Origin of the sequence: Nocardia sp. NBC_00508, from assembly GCF_036346875.1 — a bacterium.
GTDB lineage: Bacteria > Actinomycetota > Actinomycetes > Mycobacteriales > Mycobacteriaceae > Nocardia.
This window is the reverse complement of sequence record NZ_CP107852.1, coordinates 5470391-5493926: the sequence shown is the minus strand read 5'-3', so window position 1 is coordinate 5493926 and position 23536 is coordinate 5470391. Positions and strand designations below refer to the sequence as shown.

Genomic DNA, 23536 nt, shown 5'->3' with positions numbered 1-23536 from the left:
TCAACGTACTGATCGCTCCAGCACGTGCGGGAAACGGCTATCGGGCTGGGAGAAGCAAGTGGTCGTCCGCGGGCGACATCAATGAGTGAGGAAGTTCCGATGAACCCAAGCACCAGCCACACCGGACGGACGCGCCGTGTGCTGGCACGTACCGCCGCGGCGTCGATGCTGGCCCTGATGCCGATCACCGCCGTCGCTGTGCCCGCGCTGGCCGACCCGATCGTGCTCGAGCCCGCCGTCGAGCCCGGCGTCGAGTCCGTCGACGAGCTCGACGCGGTGCACGGCCGCAACGGCCACCGCCACCGCCACGGTCGCAACGGCCACGACAGGTGGAACCGGGGTCGTCACGACGACTGGAATCGCGGACGCCACGACGACTGGCTCCGTGGCCGCCACCGCCACCGCCACGACGACTGGGACCACGGCAGGCCCGGATGGCACAACGGCTACCGGCCGCCCACCGGAAGCGGATTCTGAGCCCAGCCGACCCATCGTTCCGGAGCGGGCCGAGACGACCACGACCCGCTCCGGACGACCGGCACCGATCCGCTGCTCGGACCGATCCGGACCATGTCCGGACGAAGCCACCGGGTTCTGTGATCCCGCGCCAGCGATCGCTGGACGAATCGGAATCCGCCTACCGCGACTGGCATCGTCAAACCAGCAGCCGCGCAGAGACATTGATTCCGAGCGGGCGGCGCGATGAAACTCTTCCGCCCATCCGGCCGATCGCCCGACTCCGTAGTCGTCGCAAAGACCGAGTTGCTTGCGGCGTACGGACACGCGCTGACGTCGCGACGAACGCGATCGTCCCTGATCCTCCGACTGCCTACCGCGCGGCGGCGGTGCCGCGGCGACTGCGCAGCATCGGGAGACGACGCGGCCTGCGCACATCCGGTGTGTCCGCCGCGACCGACGGGTCCTGAACCCGGGTGTGGGCCGCCTCGATCCACACTGTGTCATCCAGCGCGCCGTGCCGCGATCGTTCGGCGCCACGCACAGCCGCCTCGCAGCGCCGGGCCAGCTCACGGCGATCCGTGCCGGGCTGTTGCACCGGTTCCAGCACGATCTCGGCGACCATGCCGCGCGACCGCAGTATGCGGCGCGCGGACGAGGCGAAGGTGTCCACGCCGACGAATCCGGGCACCGTGCACGGCACGCCGTGCCGGTCCAGATACCGCAACCGCACCGGCTGCACCGCGGCGCCCACATCCACCGCCGCCTGGAACAGCGCGGGTCGCATGGTGCCGTAGGCGCGGCCACACCATGTGGTGCCCTCCGGGAAGATCCCGATCCGCTCGCCCGCGGCCAGCCGTGCGCCGACCGCGTCCACTACGCCGGGCAGTTCGCGCAGCCGCTCCCGTTCGATCGGGATAACGCGCATCACCTTCGCGAGCTTGCCGAGCATCGGCCAATCCAGCATGTCCGCGCGCGCCACGAAGCCGAGCGGCTGCACCGAGGCCAGCGCGACGATGTCGGTCCAGCCGATGTGCCCGGTGACGACCAGCACGCCGCGATCGTGCGCGCCGTAACGAACCCGCGCGAGCGCGGCGCCGCCCTCATCGGCGACGCCGTGCTCGTCCGCGGCCGCCCGGTTGTCCACGACACGCAATCGCATGCCGAGACAGCCGAGCAGCAGCCGCGCGTAACCCCGCTGCATCAGTTCGCGCTTGCCGCGCGGCGTCATCACGTGCGCGACCGGGTAGCTGAGCAGCAGTCCGGCGACCCCGGCCAGCCGGGCGGCCACCCGTCCCGAGCCCACCTCGTCGATCGAATCCAGGCAACCGGGACCGCATGGGCTCGATGGCATCCACGCGTGCGCGGTGGACACGGCGGGTGGCGCGTCGAAGACCACGGTCCTCACCGTCCCCCGTCGAAGGTGGCCGCGGCATCCCGTAACCGGTTGAGGTAGCGGGTGTTGATGGTGTCCAGGCCGAGCAGCACGACGAAGTCGGCGACCGCGAAATCGGGGTCGTGCGCGGGCTCACCGCAGATTTCCGCGCCCAGCCGCAGGTAGCCGCGCACCAGCGGCGGAAGCTTCGGGCGCGGCGGCGGGGTGAGTTCGTCCAGGGTCTTCAGGTCGACGATCACCGGGTTGTACGGATGCACCCGGCGCTCCGGATCGGAGGCGTGGCGGCCGAGCAGCAGATCGCGCACGCCACGCACGTTCACGCCGGGCGGGTCGGCCGGGGTGTCCTGCATGGGCACCGACACGCAGCCCATCACCCATTCGTAGCCGGTGAGCTGGATGTAGTGCAGGATGCCCGCCCACATGAGGGTGAGCACCGATCCGTTGCGATGGTCGGGCACGACGCAGGCGCGGCCCATCTCCACGATCCGCATGCCCTCCGGATCCAGTTGGGCGAGATCGAATTCCGTCGCCGTGTAGTAACCGCCCGCGGCGGCGACCTTGTCCGGCGGCAGCATCCGGTAGCAGCCGACGAACTCTCCGCTGGCGTCGTCACGCACCAGCATGTGGTCGCAGTGCTCATCGAAGCGGTCGGCGTCGAGTCCGGTTCCGTGGTCCGGGATCTGGAAGCCCGGCTCGTTGGCGAACACTCCGTAGCGCAGCCGCTGCGCGGCGACACGGTGCTCGAGGTCGGAGGAGACCACCAGCGAGTAGCCCGACCGTTCCTCCCCGGAGCCCGACGGTCCAGCCGAGGCTGTCAGCACGGACGAAATAGTCATATCCATGATGAAGCCAGCCCGACAATGCGACCCAGCAACCTCGAAGTGTCGCGTCGATGCCGGTTCGGTTAACGAGACGACGGTCACACCAACCGTTCACCGAACGGTTCCACCCCGTTCGTCCATCCGCATCACCACCGCATCCGACCGCGCGGCTTATCGCGCGACCAGCTATTTTCGCCACCCAGCGGGAGCCGCCCGCATTCGGACGGGCAGCGCGGCGGACCCGGACGCGCGAATCGCGCTGCCTCCGAGTCGAGACAGCGCGATTCCTCAGGCCCGGGAAGGGTCAGGCAACCCAGCGTTCCGGAGCGCGTACCTTCGACAAAGTTGTCTCCTCCTCGGCGAAGCCGGGGCGTCCGGTCCCGACGAACGCGACCAGCCACGAAGCGACCGCGGCGAAGCGGTTGCGGAAGCCGACCAGGTACAACAGGTGCACCGCGAGCCACATGAACCAGGCGATCACGCCGCGGAAGGTGATGTGCTCGTTGAGTTTCACCACCGCGCTGAACCGGCTGATCACCGCCATGCTGCCCTTGTCCCAGTACTTGAAGGGCGTGCCGGGCCGCTTCTTGCGGCGGATGATGTCGGCAGCGTGCCTACCCTCCTGCATGGCCACCGGCGACTGCCCGGGGTAGCCGTTGAGCGAGGTCATGTCGCCGATGGCGTAGATGTCCGCGTAACCGCCGACGGTGAGGTCCGGGTTGATCAGCAGACGACCGGCGCGGTCGGTCGCGACTCCGGTGGCGTCGGCCAAGATCTCGGCGAACCCGCCCGCCTGCACACCCGCCGACCAGACCACCGTTTCCGCCGCGATGTCGTGCTCGACACCGTCGGCGCTCTTGACGGTGACCTTGCCGCGCTCGATGTCGGTGACGAACGTGCCGAGCAGCACGTCGACGCCGCTGCGGGTCAACGACTTCTTCGCGTACTCCGACAGCCCGCCGCCGAACGGCGGGAGCACCGCGCCCGCGCCCTCCACGAGGGTGACCGAAATCTCTTGGCGGTAGTGCCGTTTCGCCAGCTCCTTCAGCTGGCCGGCGACCTCGACGCCGGTCGCGCCCGCACCGACCACGACGAAGCTCAGCAGCCTGCGCCTGGTCGGTTCGTCGGCGTTCGTGGCTTCGGCGAAGACGCGTTCGATCTGCGCACGCAGCCGCCGCGCGTCGTAGATGGTCTTGAGCGAGAAGGTCTTCTCGGCGAAATCGTCTCGGCCGAAGTAGGACTGGCTCGCACCGGTGGCCGCGATCAACGAGCCATAGCGGATCCGGTGCCGCACGCCCTCGTTCTCGTAGGTGACGATGGCCTGGTCGGGATCAATGGCGACCACCGTGCCGAGGCGCACATCCGCCTCGCGGTGTCGGCGCAGGACGCCCGCGATCGGCGGCGCAATCTCCTCCGATGCGAGCACACCGGTCGCTACCTGGTACAACAGCGGTTGGAACAAGTGCTCGGGCGTGCTGGAGATCAGCACGAAGTCCACCCCCGACTTGGCCAGCTGCTTGGCGGCGGCGAGCCCGCCGAACCCCGATCCGACAATGACGACACCCGCGGTTTCGATTCCCGCTTCCACGTACTGCATGACAGCCTCCTTCTCTCATTACGAACCGCGATCCGGGGGGCGGATATTTCAGGTGTCAGAGCGCATAGTTAAGATGACTCTTATCTCGATCCGTAATTAATGGGAGGCGCTGTGGAACTTCGGCAGCTCACCTACTTCGTCGCGGTGTGCGAGGAGCTCAGCTTCAGCGGCGCCGCCGCGCGCTGCTTCATCTCACAGTCGGCGATCAGCCATCAGATCTCCCGGCTCGAGCGCGACCTCGGCGTACAACTGTTCGAGCGCTCGACCCGCTCGGTCGTACAAACCGATGCCACCGCTCGGCTACTTCCCCTCGCGAAACAAATGCTGAGCCTGGAGTCGGCGATCCGCGCCGCGGTGCGCACGGTGGGGCCGCGCATCCGGCTGGCCGCGAACATGACTTTCGCCACCCGTTCGCTCTCGGCGATCGCGGGCGCGCGCGCCGCGCACCCGGAAGCCGAGATCGAGTTCGTGATCAAACCATTCCGCCAGCGCATCGCCGCCGTCACGGACGGGGACTGCGATCTCGCGCTGATCCGCGGGAGCGTCGACCAACCCGGCCTCATGGTGGAGCAGCTCTGGGTCGAGGACCTTGTGATCGCCACCTCCAGCGCGCATCCCCTGGCGACCAGGGACGTGGTGACCTTGTCCGACCTGAGTTCGTATCCGCTGCTGCTGCCACCGGAACAGGAACAAGTATTGCTGCACACCGTGATTCGCAGCGCGTTCGCCGAACTGCCCACCGGCCCGACCTTCGGGCCGCCCATCCCGCCGGACCACACCGCGACGATGGAGCTGATCAACCGGCCGGACGCGTGGACAGTGCTCTACGCCGAGAGCACCACCGAGGGGCTGGTGGTGCTGCCGCTCGCGGAGCACAAACTGCGCATCCCGGTCTCGGCGGTGCTACGCGCCGAAGCCAAGCGCTCACCGATCCTGACCACCCTGCTGTCCGCGCTACACCGGTGCTGATCCGGTCGGTCGCAGCGGGACCGACCGGCTTCCCTTGCGCGCGGCAGGAGCGTAGTGGATCGCAAGGAATCGGCTGTGATTTCGAGCCGAGGCCGCCCACACGAAGCGCTCGGCTGGGATACCCGAGCCGAGCGCTTCGCTAGCTCTTGTCCACCAACCAGCAGCGGTGTTGCGACGCCCCCTGGAACCCGAGCATGCCCAGGGCCGTTCGGGCTGATCGCGTCGAGTTGGGGGTCAGACACCCAATTCCGTTGCGGCCAAAGCGGTCCCCTCGATGCGCGCCCGGATCTTGGCGAACGCGGTTTCCCGCGAGGTGGATCGGTCGTCGGCGAACGGCGCGAAACCGCAGTCGTCGCAGGTGCCCAAACGCTCCACGGGCAGGTAGCGGGCGGCGAGCAGTACCCGGTCACGCACCTGCTCCGGCGTCTCGACAACCGGATCGATCGGGTCGGTGACGCCGATGAACACACGCGCATGGGCGGGCAAGTGCTCGGCGACCACGGCGAGCACCTTCTCCGGCTCCGATTCGCTGGCGAACTGGAGGTAGAACGCGCCCACTCGCAATTGCAGCAGCTTGGGCAGCAGCGCGGTGTAGTCCACGTCCAGGCTGTGTGTGGAGTCCTGATCGCCGCCCGGGCAGGTGTGCACGCCGATCCTGGCGCGCTCCTGGTCCGAGAAGCGATCGAGCACAAGGTTGTTGAGTTCGATGAACTGGTCGAGCACGCCGCCGCTGGGATCCAGCTTGAGCGACAGCCGCCCCTCGGTGAAGTCGAGCTGCACCAAGTGCGCACCCGCCTCCAGACAGGCGCGGATATCGGCCTCGGCCGCGTCAGCCAAGTCGGCGAGGAACTGCTCGCGCGGATACCCGTCGATGCCGTCCGCCGGATACAGCAGGCTCAGCGCCGACGGCGCGATGACCGCCTGCTTGACCGGCACGGTGGCGTGCTGCCGAGCCGCGCGGAAGTAGTCCGCCGCATGTGCGGCGTAGCGAAACGGTCCCGCGGTCAGCCGGGGCAGCTGCCGCTGGTGCCCGTCGGCGAACGGGATGATCGCACCGTCCGGAGCCAGGTTGTCCAGCCCGGCGATCGGATAGGTGGCAAAGCTCGGCTTGGTTTGCTCACCGTCGGTGACGACGGGAGAGCCGAGTTCCTCCAGGTGGCGGATGGTCTCGGCGACCGCGCGCTGCTGAAGCTCGGCGAGCGCGGTGGCGTCGCCGGAATCATCGGCCATGGCGGCCAGGACGTCGTGGGGACGAGGAATGCTACCGATCAGTTCTGTGGGGAGGCTCACACGGGGAGTGTACGTCGGAGGCCTGGCCCTCGACTCGAATTCGCCTGCGTCCGAATTCCATTCGCACAGGTCACAACGGCAGCCGGTTGAGACGCCATGCCGGGCGATCACGCTGCTGACGAAAAGGTGGCCCTGACCGTTTTCTGGTCAGGGCCACCATCTTTGTTCGGCCGAGGAACCTCAGCCCTTGTGCGTCTTGACCGCTTCGGTCAGCTGCGGCGCGACGTTGAACAGGTCGCCCACGATGCCGTAGTCGGCGATCTCGAAGATCGGCGCCTCTTCGTCCTTGTTGACCGCGACGATGGTCTTCGAGGTCTGCATGCCCGCGCGGTGCTGGATGGCGCCGGAGATGCCGAGGGCGATGTACAGCTGCGGCGAGACGGTCTTACCGGTCTGGCCGACCTGGAACTGGCCCGGGTAGTAGCCGGAGTCGACGGCGGCGCGGGAAGCGCCGACGGCCGCGCCGAGCGAGTCGGCCAGCGCCTCGACCACCGCGAAGTTGTCGGCGGAGCCGACACCGCGGCCACCGGAGACCACGATGCTCGCCTCGGTGAGTTCCGGACGGTCACCGGCAACGATCGGCTCACGCGAGGTCACCTTGACCACGCCCTCTTCCTGCGCAGGCACCTCGACGGTGACCTTCTCGCCCGCGCCGGCCTGCGCCGACGCCTCGACGGCGCCCGGACGGACCGAGATCACCGGCACATCGCCGGTGGCCTTGGCGTCGACGGTGAACGCGCCACCGAAGATGGAGTGCACCGCGCTGCCGTCCGCCTTCACCTCGATGACGTCGACCAGCAGGCCGGAGCCGATGCGGGCGGCCAGGCGGCCCGACACCTCCTTGCCCTCGGCGCCGGCGGCGACGAGGACCGCGGCCGGGGAGGCCGACTCGGTCAGGCCGGCCAGCACGTCCACCTTCGGGGTCACCAGGTAGTTGTCCACATCGTCGGACTCGGCGATGTAGATCTTCTCCGCGCCCGCGGCGGCCAGCGCGTCGGCCAGCTTCTCGCCGGTGCCCGCCGTGCCGAGCACGACGGCCGCGGGCTCGCCGAGAACGCGCGCCGCGGTGAGCAGTTCGGTGCTGACCTTCTTGATCGCACCGTCGGCGTGCTCGACGAGCACAAGTACTTCTGCCATTTGTGTTCTCTCCTAAGAAGTCTCAGTCCTGGAGGGCGGGGCGAGCGACAATCGCGAAGCGGCTCGTTCCGCCCGGCCGGATGCGGTGTCCCGCAGGAGCGCTGCCGCGATCAGATGACCTTCTGGCCGATCAGGTACTGGGCGATCTTGGTGCCGCCGTCGCCCTCGTCGGCGATCTTCTCGCCCGCGGTGCGCGCAGGCTTCGGGGTGGCCGCGGTGACGGCGGTGCCCGCGTTCGCGACACCAACGGTCGACGGGTCGACGCCGAGATCGGCCAGCGTGAAGGTCTGCACTTCCTTCTTCTTCGCGGCCATGATGCCCTTGAAGGACGGGAAGCGCGGCTCGTTGATCTTCTCGTTGACGCTCACGATGGCCGGAAGCGTCGCCTCCAGCTTGAACACGCCCTCGTCGGTCTCGCGCTCGCCGGTGATCTTGTCACCGTCGACGGTCAGCTTGCGCAGGTGCGTCAGCTGCGGCAGGCCCAGGTACTCGGCGATGATCGCGGGGACGGCACCGGCGCGGCCGTCGGTCGCCTCGTTGCCCGCGATGACCAGCTCGACACCCTCGACCTGGCCGAGCGCACTCGCCAGCACCCACGCCGTCTGCACGGCGTCGGAACCGTGGATGGCTGGGTCGTTGACGTGGATCGCCTTGTCGGCGCCCATGGACAGCGCCTTGCGGATGGCCTCGGTGGCACGGTCCGGACCGGCGGCCAGCACGGTGACCTCGCCGCCCTGGGCCTCCTTGATCAGCAGCGCCTCTTCGACGGCGCGCTCGTTGATCTCGTCGAGAACGGCGTCGGCGGCCTCGCGATCGAGGGTGAAGTCACCGTCGGTCAGCTTGCGCTCGGACCAGGTGTCGGGAACCTGCTTGATGAGTACGACGATGTTCGGCATCGGTCTTCGTCGACCTCCTGTTCTGGTTACACGTTTGTGGTGGTCGCACGAGCTGGTGCCGTACGTCCGTGTGAGTGGCTCAGGCCGTGACATTACCTTACGTTAAGTTACTCGTGGGTAACTTAGTGGCTTCTCTCTCACAACCCGGCCTCGAGGGATAAAGTGCGCCGGATCAGAGGTCTCCGCACGGCGCAGCCGCGCGAAGTGGCCGACCAGGTGCGAGTGTCCCGCGCCGCCACCCTGCCAGTAACGTCGGAGTGATGAGCGAGGCTGTGATCCCTGCCGCAGTGGGCGTTACCGCGGGCCCCGAGACGAGCGGCGCTGTCGAACCGCTGCCGCTGACCGGCGAGCGCACCGTCCCGGGCATCGCCGAGGAGAACTACTGGTTCCGCAGGCACGAGATCGCCTATGCCCGCCTGTTGGATCGCTGCGCTGGAAAGACCGTCCTGGAGGCCGGTTCCGGGGAAGGCTATGGCGCCGACATGATCGCCGACGTGGCCACAAAGGTGATCGGCGTGGACTACGACACCACCGCCGTCGAACACGTGCGCGCACGCTACCCGCGGGTGGAGATGATCCAGGGCAACCTCGCCGCGCTGCCTCTCGAGGACGCCTCGGTCGACGTCGTGGTGAACTTCCAAGTGATCGAGCACCTTTGGGACCAGGCCCAGTTCCTGCGGGAGTGCCTGCGCGTGCTGCGCCCCGGCGGCGAGCTGCTGATCAGCACTCCCAACCGAATCACCTTCTCCCCCGGCCGCGACACCCCGCTCAACCCGTTCCACACCAGGGAACTGAACGCGGCCGAGCTGACCGAATTGCTGGCCGAGGCCGGTTTCGAGGTCACGCGGATGATCGGCGTGCACCACGGGCCCGGCCTGAAGGCGCTGGACATCAAGCACGGCGGGTCGTTCATCGACGCGCAGATCGAACGGGCACTTGCCGGCGAGCCCTGGCCCGCCGAACTGACCGCGGACGTCGCGGGCGTCACGGTCGACGACTTCGCGCTCGTCGCGGCGGACATCGACGCGAGCTTGGATCTGGTCGCCATCGCGGTGAAGCCTTGACCGATCGCAGTGCCGTGCCCGGCGGGCACTCCGCAAGCCCGGTGCCGGGCCAGTTCACCTTGGTCCTGCACTCGCACCTCCCCTGGCTGGCCCATCACGGCCGCTGGCCGGTCGGCGAGGAATGGCTCTACCAATCCTGGGCCGCGTCCTATCTTCCGGTCGTCGAGGTCCTGAGAACCCTTGCGTCCGAAGGTCGTTCGCATCTGCTCAGCCTCGGCATCACACCGGTGCTCGCGGCCCAGCTGGACGACCCGCACTGCCTGGCGGGCATGCACCACTGGCTGGGCAACTGGCAGCTGCGCGCCGATGAGGCCGCCATGGCGGGCAACGTCGCACTCGGCAGGCACGAGCATCGCTCGGCCGCCGCGGCGCTGACCGAGTTCGAGCAACGCTGGCGGCACGGGGCGGCGCCGGTCTGGCGCGAACTCGTCGACGCGGAAACCATCGAGCTGCTCGGCGGGCCCCTGGCGCACCCGTTCCAGCCGCTGCTGGATCCGCGGCTGCGGCACTTCCAGCTCACTGAGGGCCTGGCCGACGCGCGGCATCGCTGGGGCCATACACCCACCGGGATCTGGGCACCGGAGTGCGGCTACACACCCGGCATGGAGATCGGCTACGCCGCCGCGGGCGTGACGCATTTCATGGTTGACGGACCGGCGCTGCGCGGCGACACGACGCTCGGCCGACCGGTGCACGATTCCGACGTGGTCGCCTTCGGTCGTGATCTGCAGGTGAGTTACCGGGTGTGGTCGCCGAAATCCGGCTACCCGGGCCACGGCGCCTACCGTGACTTTCATCACTATGACCACGCGACGGGTCTCAAACCGGCCCGGGTCACCGGCAAGACCGTCGCCGGACCGGACAAGGCGCCGTACGACCCGGAGTTGGCTGCCGCCGCGGTGGCACGCGACGTGGACGACTTCGTGCGGACCGTGCGGGAGCGGCTGGTCGCCGAGTCCGCGCGGATCGGGCGGCCCGCCCTGGTCGTCGCCGCGTTCGACACCGAACTGTTCGGCCACTGGTGGCACGAGGGTCCGCAATGGCTGGCCCAGGTGCTGCGCGCGCTGCCGGAAGCAGGCGTCACCGTTGGCACGCTCGCCGACGCGCGCGAGCGCGGCTACCTGGGCGAACCGGTGCCGCTGGCCGACTCGTCCTGGGGTTCGGGCAAGGATTGGCGGGTGTGGGCCGGCGAGCAGGTGCGCGACCTCGTCGAGCTCAACGACGACGTCGTGCGGCTCACGCTGGACACCATCGACAAGATGCGCGCGGCACAGGGCGGGGCGCCCGGCTTGCGCGACCAGGTTGCCGATCAACTGCTGCGCGAGGCGATCCTGACCGTGTCGAGCGACTGGGCGTTCATGGTCAGCAAGGATTCCGCGGCGGGCTACGCGCGCGACCGCGCACACCGGCACGCTCACGCGGTGCGGGAGATCGCCGCGGCCGTCGGCGCGGGCCAAGTCGCCAAAGCACGGCAATTGGCGGCAGGATGGGGGGCGGCTGACGGACTCTTCCCCGGCGTGGACGCGCGACGATTGACTTCCGCCGGGTCCGTACCCAGCGCCACCGGGGCAGCATCCGCCACCGCGCCGGGATCGGGCCCCGTCACCACGGACCAGAGCACCGACCCAGCGGACCCGGGCTCCGCCGCAGAAGGACATGCATGAAGATTTTGATGGTGTCGTGGGAGTACCCGCCGGTCGTCGTCGGCGGGCTCGGCAGACACGTGCATCACCTCGCTGTCGAACTGGCCCGGGCGGGCCACGAGGTGGTCGTCCTGTCCCGGCGCCCCTCCGGCACCGACTCCTCGACCCATCCGACGCACTCCTTCATCGCCGAAGGCGTGCTGGTGGTCGCCGTCGCGGAAGACCCGCCGGTGTTCGACTTCGGCGAGGATATGCTCGCCTGGACGCTGGCCATGGGCCACGCGATGGTGCGCGCCGGCATCGCCCTCGGCAAGCCGGGAATCGGCGACGGCTGGACGCCCGACGTGGTGCACGCGCACGACTGGCTGGTCGCGCACCCCGGCATCGCGCTGGCCGAGTACTTCGACGTGCCGCTGGTGTCGACCATCCACGCCACCGAGGCCGGACGGCACAGCGGCTGGGTCGCGGGCAAGGTCAACCAGCAGGTGCATTCGGTCGAGTGGTGGCTGGCCAACGAATCCGACGCCCTGATCACCTGCTCGGCGTCCATGCAGGACGAGGTGGAGCGGCTCTACGGTCCGGAGCGGATCCCGATGACGGTGATCCGCAACGGAATCGACGTGGGCGCCTGGACCTTCCGTCCACGCTCGCCGCGCAGCGGTCCGCCGCGGCTGCTGTACGTGGGCAGGCTGGAGTACGAGAAGGGTGTGCAGGACGCGATCGCGGCGCTGCCGCGTATCCGCCGCGCCCACCCGGGCACCACCCTGACCGTCGCCGGTGTCGGCACCCAGTTCGAGTGGCTGCGTGAACGCGCCCGGGTGCACCGGGTCGCCCGCGCGGTGACCTTCACCGGGCAGCTCGACCACGAGGAACTGCTCGGCTGGCTGCACGGCGCCGACGCGATCGTGCTGCCCAGCCGGTACGAGCCCTTCGGCATCGTCGCCTTGGAGGCGGCCGCCGCGGGTACTCCGCTGATCACCTCGACCGCGGGCGGCCTCGGCGAGGCCGTGATCGATGGCGTCACCGGCGCCTCCTTCGCACCCGCGGACGTGGACGGCCTCGTCGAGGCGGTCCGCGCCACCCTCGACGACCCGGCCGCCGCGCAGCAGCGGGCCTACGCCGCCCGGGAACGGCTCACAGCCGATTTCGCGTGGGACGTGGTGGCCGCGGAAACCGCCCAGGTGTACCACTCCGCCAAGCGACGTGTGCGCAACCCGCTGGGCCGCCCGACCATCGTCGAACGTCCGCTGCCGGAACGCGATCCGGAATAGCCGCGGTCATTTTTCGATCTTCTTGGCGATGCGCTCGACGGTGAGCCAGGTGCGGGTGGTGATGTCCTTGCCGTACGTCCTGTCCAGCCAGGCCATGAAGTCCGGTGTCTTGCCCGGATCGCTGTTGTCGATCACCGCGAGGAAGGCGCGCGCGGCCTTGTCGTAGCCGACGATCCGGGTGAGCGGGTCGGGTTGTTCGGGCAACGTGTCCGGTGGCGTGGCGGTGTCTTTGAGGAACGTCGCGATCAGATAGGTCCCCCGCCCGTGCGTCAGCCCGGGAAACGGGTCGGTGTCCAGCAGTGCACGCAGTTCCTCGTAGCTGCGGATGATCGTGCCGCCGCCGATCCCGAGTCCCCGGATCAGCGCCTCCTGGATGCGCTCCTCCAGCGCGGGGACATCGGTGTCCGCGCTGCGGAACACGATATTGCCGCTGGCGAGCACCGACGCGACGTCCTCGAACCCGAGTGATTCGAACACCGCCCGCAACTTCGCGTTGCTCATGTTCGGATTGCTCGGCATGATCCCGCGCAAGAGTGCGGCGTAGGCGTTCATACCGCGAACCTACCCGCCTCTGCCGTCAGCCGACTGGTCTCGCCGGCGCTTCCCGACCTGCGCCCAGGCCAGCCCCACGCGGCTCCTCGCCATCGCTCAGCCGGGCGCAGGGCAGCAAACGAACTGGTACGGGCTGTGTCATAGGTGCGGCTGACGCTGTCGCACGCGGACCAATCCCTCCGGCGGTGCCCGTTTATGCGGTCTGGGTGGCGCCGTTCTTCTTGCGGGCGATGTCCTCCAGGGCCGCAAGGTATTTGGCGCGTTCTTCGGCGCCCGCCTCCCAGGCCGCCTTGCGGTTCTTGACCACCTTGGCCGGTGCGCCGACGGCGATGCTGTAGTCCGGGATGTCGCCCTTGACCACCGCGTGCGCGCCGAGCACGCAGCCGCGGCCGACGCGGGTCTCACGCAGCACGGTCACCTTGGCGGCGATCCAGGTATCGGGGCCGATGCGGACCGGGCTCTTCACGATGCCCTGGTCCTTGATCGGCAGGGTGATGTCGTCCATCTTGTGGTCGAAGTCGCAGATGTAGCACCAGTCCGCGACCAGCGTCGATTCGCCGATCTCGATGTCGAGGTAGGTGTTGACGACGTTGTCCTTGCCGAACACCACCTTGTCGCCGATGCGCAGCGAACCCTCGTGGCAGCGGATCGCGTTGCCGTCGCCGATGTGCACCCAGCGCCCGATCTCCATCCGGGCCAGCTCCGGCGTCGCGTGGATCTCCACCCGGCGGCCGAGGAACACCATGCCGCGCAGCACGATGTGCGGGTTGGCCAGGCGGAACTTGAACAGCCGGTAGTAGCGCACCAGATACCAGGGCGTATACGCCCGGTTCGCGAGCACCCAGCGCAGCGACGCCAGCGTCAGAAATCGCGCCTGCCGCGGATCCCGGCGGCGCGAACCCCGCCAGCGCGAGCGCAACGGCGCGCCCCACATGCTCGTCACGAACGGTTCTCCTGTCGTGGTACTACCGGCTGCCGCCCGCCTCGGCGACGGATAGAGCCTATCGCTCGCGACCAGCACCGTGACGAGCACCCGCGACGACAACGACGGGACTCGTTCACCCCCGAACGGGCCTCCCGTACAGTGACTCGTGCGCCGGCGACGGCGACGGCGAACCCGCCGGTGCGACGACCGTTCCGCCGGACGCGGTTCGACACTTTTCGGTCTCGTGCGAGCAAAACGGTGACAGGAGTGCGGCAGGTGCGAAGCGGCGGCGTACTGGCTACTTCCATGTGGCGACCGTCCCGGAAGCGTGCCGCTGCCGTGCTGGTCGCGGTCGCCGCGCTGGCCTTGACCGGCTGCGGCACCGATGTCGACGACATCACCGTCGGTTCGGGCAAAGGCTGGACCGGCGCCTACCACGACGGCCGCAACAGCGCCACCAGTCCGGTCACCGGCTCGCGGAAGCTCGCGCTGAGCTGGTCGCGCCCGATCGGCGGGCCGGTCGCGGAGCCGATCACGCTCGGTCCCGACGGCCAGATGTTCGTCACCACGCGGCTGCCGAACTGCTCGATCTTCACCTTCCAGATGGCCACCGGGCGCAAACGGTTCTGCAATGCGCTGGGCCCGAGCGCGATCTCTTCCCCCTCGGCCGTCGACGCCATGACCAATGTCTACGTCGGCGACGACAGCAAGGTGAACGCGTTCAACTATCTGGGGCAGCCACGGTGGAGCACACCGGTCGCCGGTACGCCGGTCTCGGTGCAGTTCACCGGCGACGGAAAGCTTGTGACGGTCACCCAATCCGGTCAGGTCGACGTATTGTCGCGGCAGACCGGCGAGCGCGTGGTGCCGACCGTGCAGCTGCTCGGCGAACCGGATTTCCTCGCGAACGCGGGTCTCACCTGGCCCGCCGCCGGGCAGGGACTGGACGACTGCGCCGCCGGGGGACCGCAGTGCCCGGTCGCGAACATCTCCCCCATCGATACATCGAGCGGCCGCTTCTACGTCACGTTGTGGCAGCCGGGCAAGCCCGCCGCGGTGCTGGTCGCGCTGCGCTACGCCGACGGCGAGATCGAGCGGGAATGGAGCGCGGACCTGCTGGAACGCGGTAGCGCGACCAGCCCCGCCCTCTCCGCGGACGGCGGCACCCTCTACGTCGGCGACAACAGCAACCGCCTGATCGCGCTCGACACCGCCGACGGGCGGGCCAAGTGGGTCCATCGGCTGGACTGGACGCCGCGCGGCGGTATCTCGGTCTCCAGCGACGGCCTGATCATCCCGTCCGGCGACGACGGTTACCTGCTCGCGCTGCGCGACAAGGGCGATGCCGTCGAAAAGGTCTGGGAGCGTAAGGATCTCGCGTTGCGCGGTACCCCGGTGCAGACCGCGGGCGACACCGGCTACACCACCGCCGTGATCGGCGACGGCCTGAACCTTGTCACCTTCGACACCCAGACCGGCGCCACCGTCGATTCCGATGTACTTCCCGGCGCGCAGGGCACCACCACAGGCACGTCCGTCGGCGCCAAGGGCGAAGTCGTTGTCGCTACCCGCATCGGCGAGATCTTCGCCTTCAAGCCGGAATAGCCACCCGCCGACCCGAGATTCAGACAACCGTTATCGCAGCCGGTTACCCCGCGGGCCATGCCGTGCGCCCGGCGGCGTCGCACTATCCGCGATCCGCCCCTTCGGGTAAACGATTCGGCCGTTGGCGTCGCGCCACAGGTCCCCCTGCCGACCGTGGATCCGGCCGGTTGGACGAAAGGCGTGTTCGGGGAGCAACGCACCCTCAGTGTCAAGGGGTGGCGCAGAGAAAGGCGGTGGCGGCACGGCCTATGCGGGTGATGACGAGAGTGTGAGACCGGCTACCGCGGAGTTTCATGCGGGCGCGCAGGGCATCGGGGTCGATGTCGACGCCGCGAGTGAGGATTTCGAGGGGGCCACAGTCGCGGCGATGGAGTTCGGCGCGCAAGGATTTCTCGCGGAAGTCTATGCGGTCGAGAATCCGGAAGCCGCGCACGCCCGCGGGGACCGTGTCGCCGGTGAGATAGGCGATGCGCGGATCCAATTGCCACAGGCCGTGTTTCGCGGCGTAATGACGCACGAGACCGGCGCGCACGACGGCGCCGTCAGGGTCGATGATCCAGTCCCCTGGCGCGCGCTCATCGATAGTGTCGGGTTCGGCATCGGTGATGGTCCAAGCGACGCCCGTGGAGGAGATCACCGTGGCACGACGGGTGACACCGGGTTCGGCAAGTCCTGGGGACCACAGGCAGGCCTCGCGCACCGCGCCGTCCAGGGAATCGACCTCGATCTCACCGGACCAGTCCAGGCGGTCGAAATCCAATCCGGGAGCGCATTTCACGGCCAGATCGCGCCCCTGATAGGCCGTGAGCAGGTCCGGCAGCGGCGGCTGCAACTTCGCCGGGTCGTGGGTACGCCGGCCGTCGGCACGCCGCGCCGGGTCAGCGATGACGACAGTGTCGCTGCTGCTCGGGCGCAGCGCGTCCGCCTTGGCCAGCACCACGTTCCGCGCTGGCGAACCGGCGACGGACGCACCCGATTCCCCTACCGGAAACCAGCGCTGCCCCAGGTTGTGCGCGGCAATGGCGAGCCGCACCTCGTCCAGATCGCTGCCCACCACAGCCGGGCACACCCGGGCCAGCTCGACGAGTTCCGCGCCGATCGAGCAGGTTACGTCGTGCACCGCCCGTCCGGCCAAGCGCGCGGCCCGGTGCCGGGCGACGGCGGTGGGGGTCGCCTGCTGCAGGGCGTCGTCGGTGAACAGCCATTCTTCCGCGCCGGCGAGTTTGGCGGTAGCTCGGCGGCGCAGCCGGACCGTCTCGACCAGAGCCGCGGCCCGGTCACCGTGGGCGCGGCGCACCTGCTCGAGATTCTTCAGCAGGGATGCGGGGGTCAGGGCCAGTCGATCCACCTCGGCCAGCGCGGCCCGACCGGTCGCGCTGCCCAGGTACCCGACGTCATCGCGGGTAAAGCGATAGCCCACTACCGATTCCCCACCGGCCTGTGCACCGAATCGGCTCGCCCGGCAATCGCGATCGTGCTGGTGGCGTTGCTGCAAGACTTCGTCCGGTCACCGTTCCCGCGGTGTTCCATCTCCAGATTCCGAAGCGGAAACGGCGACATGGGCTCGCACTCGCCCACCGTAGCGGCACCGACCGTGCCGCCGAGGTGGGCGATGCGATCGCGATCGGGATCGCGAACCACTACTTTCCGGCGGCGCTTGGCTTCACGCCGGTGATCATGGCGTTGTAGAAGAACTGGCGCGGAACCACGCGGCGCATGACGTTCTCGTCCACCCAGCTCAGACCCAGCCAGGCGCGGTACATCGCCATCCGGTAGCGCAAGGTGAGCTTCTCGGCGGGCACGGCCGCCTCGAAGGTGCGCACCGGCCAGCCCCACAGCGCGGCGGCGAATTCCTCGGTCTGGGCGGACACGTCGACAGCGCCCGCCGAGCGCGCCATCGCCTCCAGCCGACTCGGATCGAAGGTGTGCAGGTCGACGACCGCTTCCAGGGCGGCGGCCCGGGAGGACTCGTCCAGCTCCTCCTGCGGACGCCGCCAGTCGCGCAGCATCGGCAGCTTGGTGACCGTGGTGGCCGCCTGCCAGGTGATCCGGCCCAGCCAGCGTGCGTAGAAGTTGCCCACCGTGGTCGGCTCGCCGGCGAACACGAAGCGGCCGCCCGGCTTGAGCACGCGCAGGCACTCCTTCAGCGCCAGCTCGACGTCGGGGATGTGGTGCAGCACCGCATGGCCAACCACCAGATCGAAGGTGTCATCCTCGTAGGGGATGGTCTCCGCGTCGGCGACCCGGCCGTCCACGTCCAGCCCGAGATTCTCCGCATTGCGCAGCGCGACCTTCACCATGCCCGGCGAGAGGTCGGTGACCGAACCGGACTTCGCCACGCCCGCCTGCATCAGGTTCAGCAGAAAAAAGCCGGTGCCGCAGCCCAGTTCGAGCGCCTTGTCGTAGGGCAGCGGGGCGGGACCGACCGCGGCGTCGAAGCGCCCGCGGGCGTACTCGATACAGCGCTCGTCATACGAAATGGACCATTTGTCGTCATAGGTCTCGGCTTCCCAGTCGTGGTAGAGCACCTGGGCCAGCTTCGTATCCTTGAGCGCTGCTTCGACCTCTGCCTCGGTGGCGTGCGGGTTCGGCGCGGGGTCGTCGGAACGTACCGTCATGGTCGGCAAGCCTACCCAAATCCCCAGTTGACGCCTGCTATCGGCCCACGAATTCGGCCGACCCTGGACCGTTGGCCAGATAGGAACCTGTTCCGATCAGGCGATCCTCCGTCGTGAACAGCGCGGACCACTCCGTCCTGGCCCGATCGAGGCCGTGCGGACCGGCTTCGAAGACCGCCTTTGCGCCCGCGAGCGCGCGGGCGGGGCCGTCCTCGAACTGGCGCGCCCAGCGCATCGCGGCGGTGTAGACGTCGTCCGGCGCGACGACCTCGTCGACCAAACCGAGCGCCTTCGCCTCGTCCGGCTCGACGAAACGACCGGTGTAGACGAGATCCTTGGCCGGACCCGGCCCGATCAGCAGGGACAGCCGACGGATGCCGGCGAGCGGGATCAGGCCCGCCTTGATCTGCGGCAGACCCAGCTTGACGTTGTCACCGATGACGCGGCGGTCGGCGCCGAGGGCCAGTTCCAGCCCGCCGCCGAGACAGTAACCGCTGATCGCCGCCACGGTGGGCTGCGGAATCCTGGCCAGGCACCCGAGGGCGCGCTGCAGATCGGCCGCCATGGCGCCGGCCTGATCCACCCCGAGCCCGGATAGCTCGGCCACATCGTCGCCCGCCGAGAACACCCGCTCGTCGCCGTACACGACCACCGCGGCCACACGCGGGTCGGCGGCCGCGGCGGCCGCCGCCTCGGCCAGTTCCCGCGCCAGCTGCACGTTCAGCAGGTTCATCGGCGAGCGGGCGATCCGGAGGACGGCCACGCGCCGCTCGGCAGCGCTCTCGGGCAGATCCAGGGTCACGAATTCGGCCATGGGAGGCCACGCTACCGATCAACGAAGGCCTTGCCGCTACCGGGCAGGACACCGGCATGGCCGCTCATCGCGCCTCGCGGGCACCCGGCTCAGTCGTGCGCGAGGGCGCGCCGTGGCCTCGCCTGCTCTCTCACGGACGTACGGAGCCCTTGAGCCGTCCGGCATCCGGCAGATCGGCGAAATAGCGCTGGTTGTCCGGGAAGGACAGCACTTGTCTGCCGTCGACGTCGTCCAGCACCGGCTGGATCGGATCGATCGCCCGCTGCGTGGCCAGGATGTCGGCGGTGGAACCGAACTCGCCGAGCGCGACCAGCTGCGACCAGGTCGGCGGCAGTAGCACGTCGGTGCCGGAGCGCCAGCGCGCCAGCGCCTCGGCCGGAGTACTCCACTGCACCTCGGCCGCCTCCGACGTGGCGCCGTCGGCGAGCTGCCCCTCCGGCAGCACCGCGACGAAGAACCGGGTGTCGTAGCGGCGCGGCTCGATCACCGGCGTGATCCAATTCGCCCACGGCCGCAGCAGATCCGCGCGCAGCACCAGCTTCTCCTCGGCGAGGAACGTCGCCAGCGACAGTTCCCTGCGCTCCAGCCTGCCGCGGGCATCCCGGTATCCGGTGGTGTCGGAGACGACGCTGTCGCCGGTGGGACCGGCCAGCAGCACGCCGCATTCCTCGAACGTCTCCCGCACGGCCGCGCAGACCAACGCCTTCGCCCTGGCCTGGGTGGTCGCGAATCGCTCGGCCCACCAGGCGGGCTCGGGACCGGCCCAAGCGATCTCCGCGGTGCCGTCGGTCAGGTCGACGCCGCCGCCCGGGAACACGGTCATACCCGCGGCGAACGCCATGGCGCCCACCCGGCGCTGCAGGAAGATCTCGGGTCCATCGGCGCCGTCACGCACCAGCATCACCGTCGACGCGTCCTTGGGTGACGAGGGCCGCTGAGAGTCGGCCTGCGCTTCTGTCTCACTCACCCCTGCACCCTAACGCGCGCTTGGTGAGCGCCGTCACGACCTCCGTGTCAGCGGGTGCGGTGCCTGCCCGCGCGACGTGCGCGCCGCGCGAAGTAGCGGCCATCGACCCGATCCAGTGCGATCGATTGTCGGAACGCGTCGCTGAGGTTCTCCGCGGTGAGCACATCGGTCAGCAGCCCCTGCGCAACCACGTCACCCTCGTTGAGCAGCAGGCCGTGCGTGAATCCGGGCGGGATCTCCTCCACATGGTGAGTGACCAGCACGATCGCGGGCGCGTCCGGGTCAGCGGCGAGATCGCCGAGCCGTTCCACCAGTTCCTCCCGGCCGCCCAGGTCCAAGCCCGCCGCCGGCTCGTCGAGCAGCAGCAGTTCGGGATCGGTCATCAGCGCGCGAGCGATCAGCACGCGCTTGCGCTCGCCCTCCGACAACGTCCCGTAGGTGCGGTCCGAGAGATGTTCGGCGCCCAGGCTTTCCAGCATGTCGATGGCGCGATCGGTGTCCAGGTCGTCGTAGCGCTCCCGCCAGCGGCCGAGCACCGCGTATCCGGCGGATACGACCAGGTCGCTGACCTTCTCGTCGAGCGGAACCCGGCTGGCCACCGCGGCTGACGACAGGCCGATGCGCGGACGCAGCTCGCTGACGTCGACCTTGCCGATCCGCTCCCCGAGCAGATGGGCGATGCCGGCGGTGGGATGCATCTCGGCGGCGGCCATCCGCAATAGTGAGGTCTTGCCCGCGCCGTTGGGGCCGAGGACCACCCAGCGTTCGTCGAGCTCGACCTGCCAGGTGACCGGACCGACGAGGGTATGACCCGAGCGGCGGACGGTCACGTCGGTGAAATCGATGAGCAGATCGGGATCCGGTTGCGGCACGCGCTCCATCTTGGCCCACGATCGGGGGCACTTGCCAACGCGGGGAGGGAAAACGTTCCAGTTGGTCTGATCGATATCTCCTCAGCCGTCGCCGCCCGACCGGAACTCCACGGACCACGTCGAGTTCACAGGTGGCGCAGAGGCCGTTTCCCCTGGATCGCGCGGGCACAGCGATCACCTGATCGAGCCCGCCGTTACCTCCGTGAATGCCGCGTCCCACACTGTCACCGCGCTTCCCCGAGCCGCCTGGCCGACACCACGCCCCGCACTGCCGCCGCGCCGGAGCCGCCTGATCGACACCGCGTCGACAACGACGATGTCCCCGCTCACCAGGATTGGGCAGGCACCGCGATCACCGTCATCGAACCCGGCGCCACCTCGGTGAATCCCGCGTCCCGCACGGCAACCGCGGTGCCCTCGGCCACCTGGCCGGCCAGGGACGCCCAGCGCTGGGCGTCGGCTTCCCGGACCGCGCAGCGGAATCCGAGTTCCGACCAGCGCAGTGCGTGCTCGACCGACAGCGCACCGGCCAGCAGCATGCTCGCGTGACCCACTTGCGCGGCCGCTTTGCCCAATGTCATGCCGAGCGCGGCGTTCACCCACAGCACGGGCAGCTGCGGGGCGGGCGGGCCTGGATCGTCGTGGTCGAGATCGGTGCCACCGATCTGCAAACGCTTGATCACTGGATCGGCCTCGCCCACCGGCCCCGGCACCAGCGCCCGCGCTTGCGCGCCGTCGATCTCGACGGTGACGCCGTCCACCGCGCAGGTCGCGCGCCACTGGGCGCCGCGGGCGCGCCGAGCCAGCTTGCGGATGCGCGAGCGCTTCCACGCCAGATAGCGCTCTGCCCACTCGCCGCCCGGACCGACCCGCTCGTCCAGGCAGAGCGCGACCGCGGCCGCCGCGGCCGCCGCGAGCAGAGCGCTGCGCGGTGGCGGATCGGTCTTGGGCAGGTGCAGGACCATCTGCATCGCCTGCACCATGGCCGGATCCTCCGGATCGCCCGCGCCGCCGTAGCCGCCCGCCAGCTCGGCATGTCGCACGCGGAATCCCACGATGTCCGATGCCGTTGCCGCCGTGCGGGTTTCGCCACCACGGGCTTCGGCCCCGCATTCCGGGATGCCCGTCATCACTCCACCTTGATAGTCAACGTAAACGTTTCGGCCGGCGCCGAGCCGTGCTCCCACGCCCGCGTGCCTCCCGGACCCGCACGGCCCTTCCGGTCGGCGGGCCGGCACGACGACGAGCCGGGCGCCGTCCGACTACCCGCCCGACCAGGTCCGAATGCTCAGCCCAGTGGCACGCGGCGCAGCAGGCCGTCCCGGGCGTCGGCGGCTTCCACCTCGTGTCGAGTGACTCCGAGGATGAACAGCACCGCGTCCAGGTAGGGATGCGAGAGCGCCGCGTCGGCGACCTCGCGCAGCGCCGGCTTGGCATTGAACGCGATGCCGAGCCCGGCGGCGTTGAGCATGTCGATGTCGTTGGCGCCATCGCCGACCGCGACGGTCTGTTCCATCGGCACCCCGGCCTCGGCCGCGAACTTGCGCAGCGCGGTGGCCTTGGCCGCCCGGTCGACGATCTCGCCGACGACCCGCCCGGTCAGCTTGCCTTCCACGACTTCCAGCGTGTTCGCCTGCACGAAGTCCAATTCCAGCTCGTGCGCCAGCGGTTCGATGACCTGCCGGAAGCCGCCGGACACTACGCCGCAGCGGAAGCCGATGCGGCGCAGCGTGCGAATGGTGGTGCGCGCACCGGGAGTCAGCGCGATCTTCCCGGCCACCGCCTCGATCACGGACTCGTCGAGACCGGCCAGCGTCGCGACCCGCTGCCGCAGCGATTCGGCGAAGTCGATCTCCCCGCGCATGGCGGCCTCGGTGACCTTGCGGACCTCGTCCTCCACACCCGCGTGCGCGGCGAGCATCTCGATGACCTCGCCCTGGATCAGCGTCGAGTCGACGTCGAACACGATCAGGCGCTTGCCGCGGCGCGCGAGCCCGGCGCGCTCCACCGCGACGTCCACCTCCTCGGTGACCGCGATCTCGGCCAGCGCCGTGCGCAGCCGTGAATCGGTGTCGGGGCCGGAGTCGATCGCGGTGACCATCAGCTCCATACCGGTCACCGGGTAGTCGGCTATGCCGCGGATGGTGTCGATGTTGGCGCCCAAGGCGGCCAGTTGCCGCGAAACCGCGCTGAACGCGCGCGCCGTGACCGGGCTGCCGAGGACCACCACCGCGTGGGTGGACATCGGCTGCCTGCCGATCGCCGCGTCCACCTCGACGTCGACGTGCATGCCGACGGTGTTCATGGCCTCTTCGAGTTCGTCCTGCAACGCCTCGGGGTCGTTCGGACAGGTGACCAGGACGCCGAGGGTCAGCCTGCCCCGGATCACGACCTGCTCGACGTCCAGCAGGCTCACCTGGTGCCGCGACATCGCCGCGAGCAGCACGGACGTCACACCGGGGCGGTCGGGCCCGGTGACGGTGACGAGGACGGTGGTGTCGGCCAACTGATGAGCTCCAAGTTCGGTGTGTGCCGTCGCTGTGCTGGACATCGTTGTCACAACGCCACGATGCGTAGTGGTCTCCACAAATGAGTGTGCACCCGCTGGTCACCAGCAGGTGCACACCCGTCACGTTGAATCCT

21 protein-coding genes are annotated in these 23536 nt (G+C 69.2%); 6 read left to right on the top strand and 15 right to left on the bottom strand.

Going from position 1 to position 23536, the window contains the following annotated elements; genetic code table 11:
* The first annotated feature begins 99 nt into the window (after positions 1–99).
* A complete protein-coding gene (locus tag OHA40_RS24485; RefSeq protein ID WP_330229228.1) occupies positions 100–477 on the top strand; it encodes a hypothetical protein in 378 nt (125 codons plus the stop codon).
* Positions 478–829: 352 nt separating this feature from the next.
* On the opposite strand, the gene OHA40_RS24480 is transcribed toward OHA40_RS24485, so the two are convergent.
* From OHA40_RS24480 to OHA40_RS24470, 3 genes are all read right to left on the bottom strand, one after another.
* Positions 830–1864, bottom strand: coding sequence for a lysophospholipid acyltransferase family protein (locus tag OHA40_RS24480; RefSeq protein ID WP_330229227.1), 1035 nt, complete (start codon positions 1862–1864; stop codon positions 830–832).
* Positions 1861–2688, bottom strand: a complete 828-nt coding sequence (locus OHA40_RS24475; protein ID WP_330229226.1) for a GNAT family N-acetyltransferase — start codon at positions 2686–2688, stop codon at positions 1861–1863. The genes OHA40_RS24480 and OHA40_RS24475 overlap by 4 nt, the downstream gene beginning before the upstream one ends.
* A 289-nt stretch (positions 2689–2977) precedes the next feature.
* Complete coding sequence (locus OHA40_RS24470) at positions 2978–4270, bottom strand: NAD(P)/FAD-dependent oxidoreductase (protein WP_330229225.1); 1293 nt, start codon at positions 4268–4270, stop codon at positions 2978–2980.
* A gap of 111 nt (positions 4271–4381) precedes the next feature.
* On the opposite strand from OHA40_RS24470, the gene OHA40_RS24465 reads away from it, so the two are divergent.
* Positions 4382–5239: a LysR family transcriptional regulator gene (locus tag OHA40_RS24465; protein ID WP_330229224.1), complete on the top strand. Its 858-nt coding sequence runs from the start codon at positions 4382–4384 to the stop codon at positions 5237–5239.
* A gap of 234 nt (positions 5240–5473) precedes the next feature.
* Here the strand turns inward: OHA40_RS24465 and OHA40_RS24460 are convergent, their stop codons facing one another.
* The 3 genes from OHA40_RS24460 to OHA40_RS24450 form a co-directional block, all read right to left on the bottom strand.
* Positions 5474–6529 carry a cobalamin-independent methionine synthase II family protein gene (locus OHA40_RS24460; RefSeq protein ID WP_330229223.1) on the bottom strand — a complete coding sequence of 352 codons (1056 nt, stop codon included), beginning with the start codon at positions 6527–6529 and terminating at the stop codon, positions 5474–5476.
* Positions 6530–6709: 180 nt separating this feature from the next.
* Positions 6710–7666 carry an electron transfer flavoprotein subunit alpha/FixB family protein gene (locus OHA40_RS24455; RefSeq protein ID WP_330229222.1) on the bottom strand — a complete coding sequence of 319 codons (957 nt, stop codon included), beginning with the start codon at positions 7664–7666 and terminating at the stop codon, positions 6710–6712.
* A 110-nt stretch (positions 7667–7776) separates the two neighbouring features.
* Positions 7777–8562, bottom strand: coding sequence for an electron transfer flavoprotein subunit beta/FixA family protein (locus tag OHA40_RS24450; RefSeq protein ID WP_330229221.1), 786 nt, complete (start codon positions 8560–8562; stop codon positions 7777–7779).
* A gap of 260 nt (positions 8563–8822) precedes the next feature.
* Here OHA40_RS24450 and OHA40_RS24445 point away from each other — a divergent pair, with 260 nt between their 5' ends.
* The 3 genes from OHA40_RS24445 to OHA40_RS24435 are packed head-to-tail and all read left to right on the top strand — an operon-like array spanning position 8823 to position 12540.
* Entirely contained in the window at positions 8823–9626 is an 804-nt protein-coding gene (locus OHA40_RS24445; protein WP_330229220.1) for a class I SAM-dependent methyltransferase, read from the top strand.
* On the top strand, positions 9623–11290 hold the full coding sequence (locus tag OHA40_RS24440) for a glycoside hydrolase family 57 protein (protein WP_330229219.1): 1668 nt from the start codon (positions 9623–9625) through the stop codon (positions 11288–11290). The genes OHA40_RS24445 and OHA40_RS24440 overlap by 4 nt, the downstream gene beginning before the upstream one ends.
* Complete coding sequence (locus OHA40_RS24435) at positions 11287–12540, top strand: glycosyltransferase family 4 protein (RefSeq protein ID WP_330229218.1); 1254 nt, start codon at positions 11287–11289, stop codon at positions 12538–12540. The genes OHA40_RS24440 and OHA40_RS24435 overlap by 4 nt, the downstream gene beginning before the upstream one ends.
* Before the next feature lie 6 nt (positions 12541–12546).
* Here OHA40_RS24435 and OHA40_RS24430 read toward each other — a convergent pair whose 3' ends face one another.
* Positions 12547–13092: a DUF1697 domain-containing protein gene (locus OHA40_RS24430; protein ID WP_330229217.1), complete on the bottom strand. Its 546-nt coding sequence runs from the start codon at positions 13090–13092 to the stop codon at positions 12547–12549.
* Positions 13093–13285: 193 nt separating this feature from the next.
* Entirely contained in the window at positions 13286–14035 is a 750-nt protein-coding gene (locus tag OHA40_RS24425) for an acyltransferase (protein WP_330229216.1), read from the bottom strand.
* Between the two features lie 249 nt (positions 14036–14284).
* Between OHA40_RS24425 and OHA40_RS24420 the strand changes: the two genes are divergently transcribed.
* The gene (locus OHA40_RS24420) at positions 14285–15622 is read left to right on the top strand and encodes an outer membrane protein assembly factor BamB family protein (RefSeq protein ID WP_330229215.1); all 1338 of its coding nucleotides are present in this window, start codon (positions 14285–14287) and stop codon (positions 15620–15622) included.
* A 208-nt stretch (positions 15623–15830) separates the two neighbouring features.
* Here the strand turns inward: OHA40_RS24420 and OHA40_RS24415 are convergent, their stop codons facing one another.
* From OHA40_RS24415 to serB, 7 genes are all read right to left on the bottom strand, one after another.
* Positions 15831–17042, bottom strand: coding sequence for a THUMP-like domain-containing protein (locus OHA40_RS24415; RefSeq protein WP_330229214.1), 1212 nt, complete (start codon positions 17040–17042; stop codon positions 15831–15833).
* Between the two features lie 220 nt (positions 17043–17262).
* A complete protein-coding gene (locus OHA40_RS24410; RefSeq protein ID WP_330229213.1) occupies positions 17263–18240 on the bottom strand; it encodes a methyltransferase domain-containing protein in 978 nt (325 codons plus the stop codon).
* A 37-nt stretch (positions 18241–18277) separates the two neighbouring features.
* The gene (locus tag OHA40_RS24405; protein ID WP_330229212.1) at positions 18278–19054 is read right to left on the bottom strand and encodes an enoyl-CoA hydratase-related protein; all 777 of its coding nucleotides are present in this window, start codon (positions 19052–19054) and stop codon (positions 18278–18280) included.
* Between the two features lie 130 nt (positions 19055–19184).
* Positions 19185–19955 carry an NUDIX hydrolase gene (locus tag OHA40_RS24400; protein ID WP_330234348.1) on the bottom strand — a complete coding sequence of 257 codons (771 nt, stop codon included), beginning with the start codon at positions 19953–19955 and terminating at the stop codon, positions 19185–19187.
* A gap of 113 nt (positions 19956–20068) precedes the next feature.
* Entirely contained in the window at positions 20069–20902 is an 834-nt protein-coding gene (locus tag OHA40_RS24395) for an ABC transporter ATP-binding protein (RefSeq protein WP_330229211.1), read from the bottom strand.
* A 317-nt stretch (positions 20903–21219) separates the two neighbouring features.
* Positions 21220–22023, bottom strand: a complete 804-nt coding sequence (locus OHA40_RS24390) for an aminoacyl-tRNA hydrolase (RefSeq protein ID WP_330229210.1) — start codon at positions 22021–22023, stop codon at positions 21220–21222.
* Between the two features lie 158 nt (positions 22024–22181).
* Entirely contained in the window at positions 22182–23444 is a 1263-nt protein-coding gene (gene serB, locus OHA40_RS24385) for a phosphoserine phosphatase SerB (RefSeq protein WP_330234347.1), read from the bottom strand.
* Positions 23445–23536 lie beyond the last annotated feature (92 nt).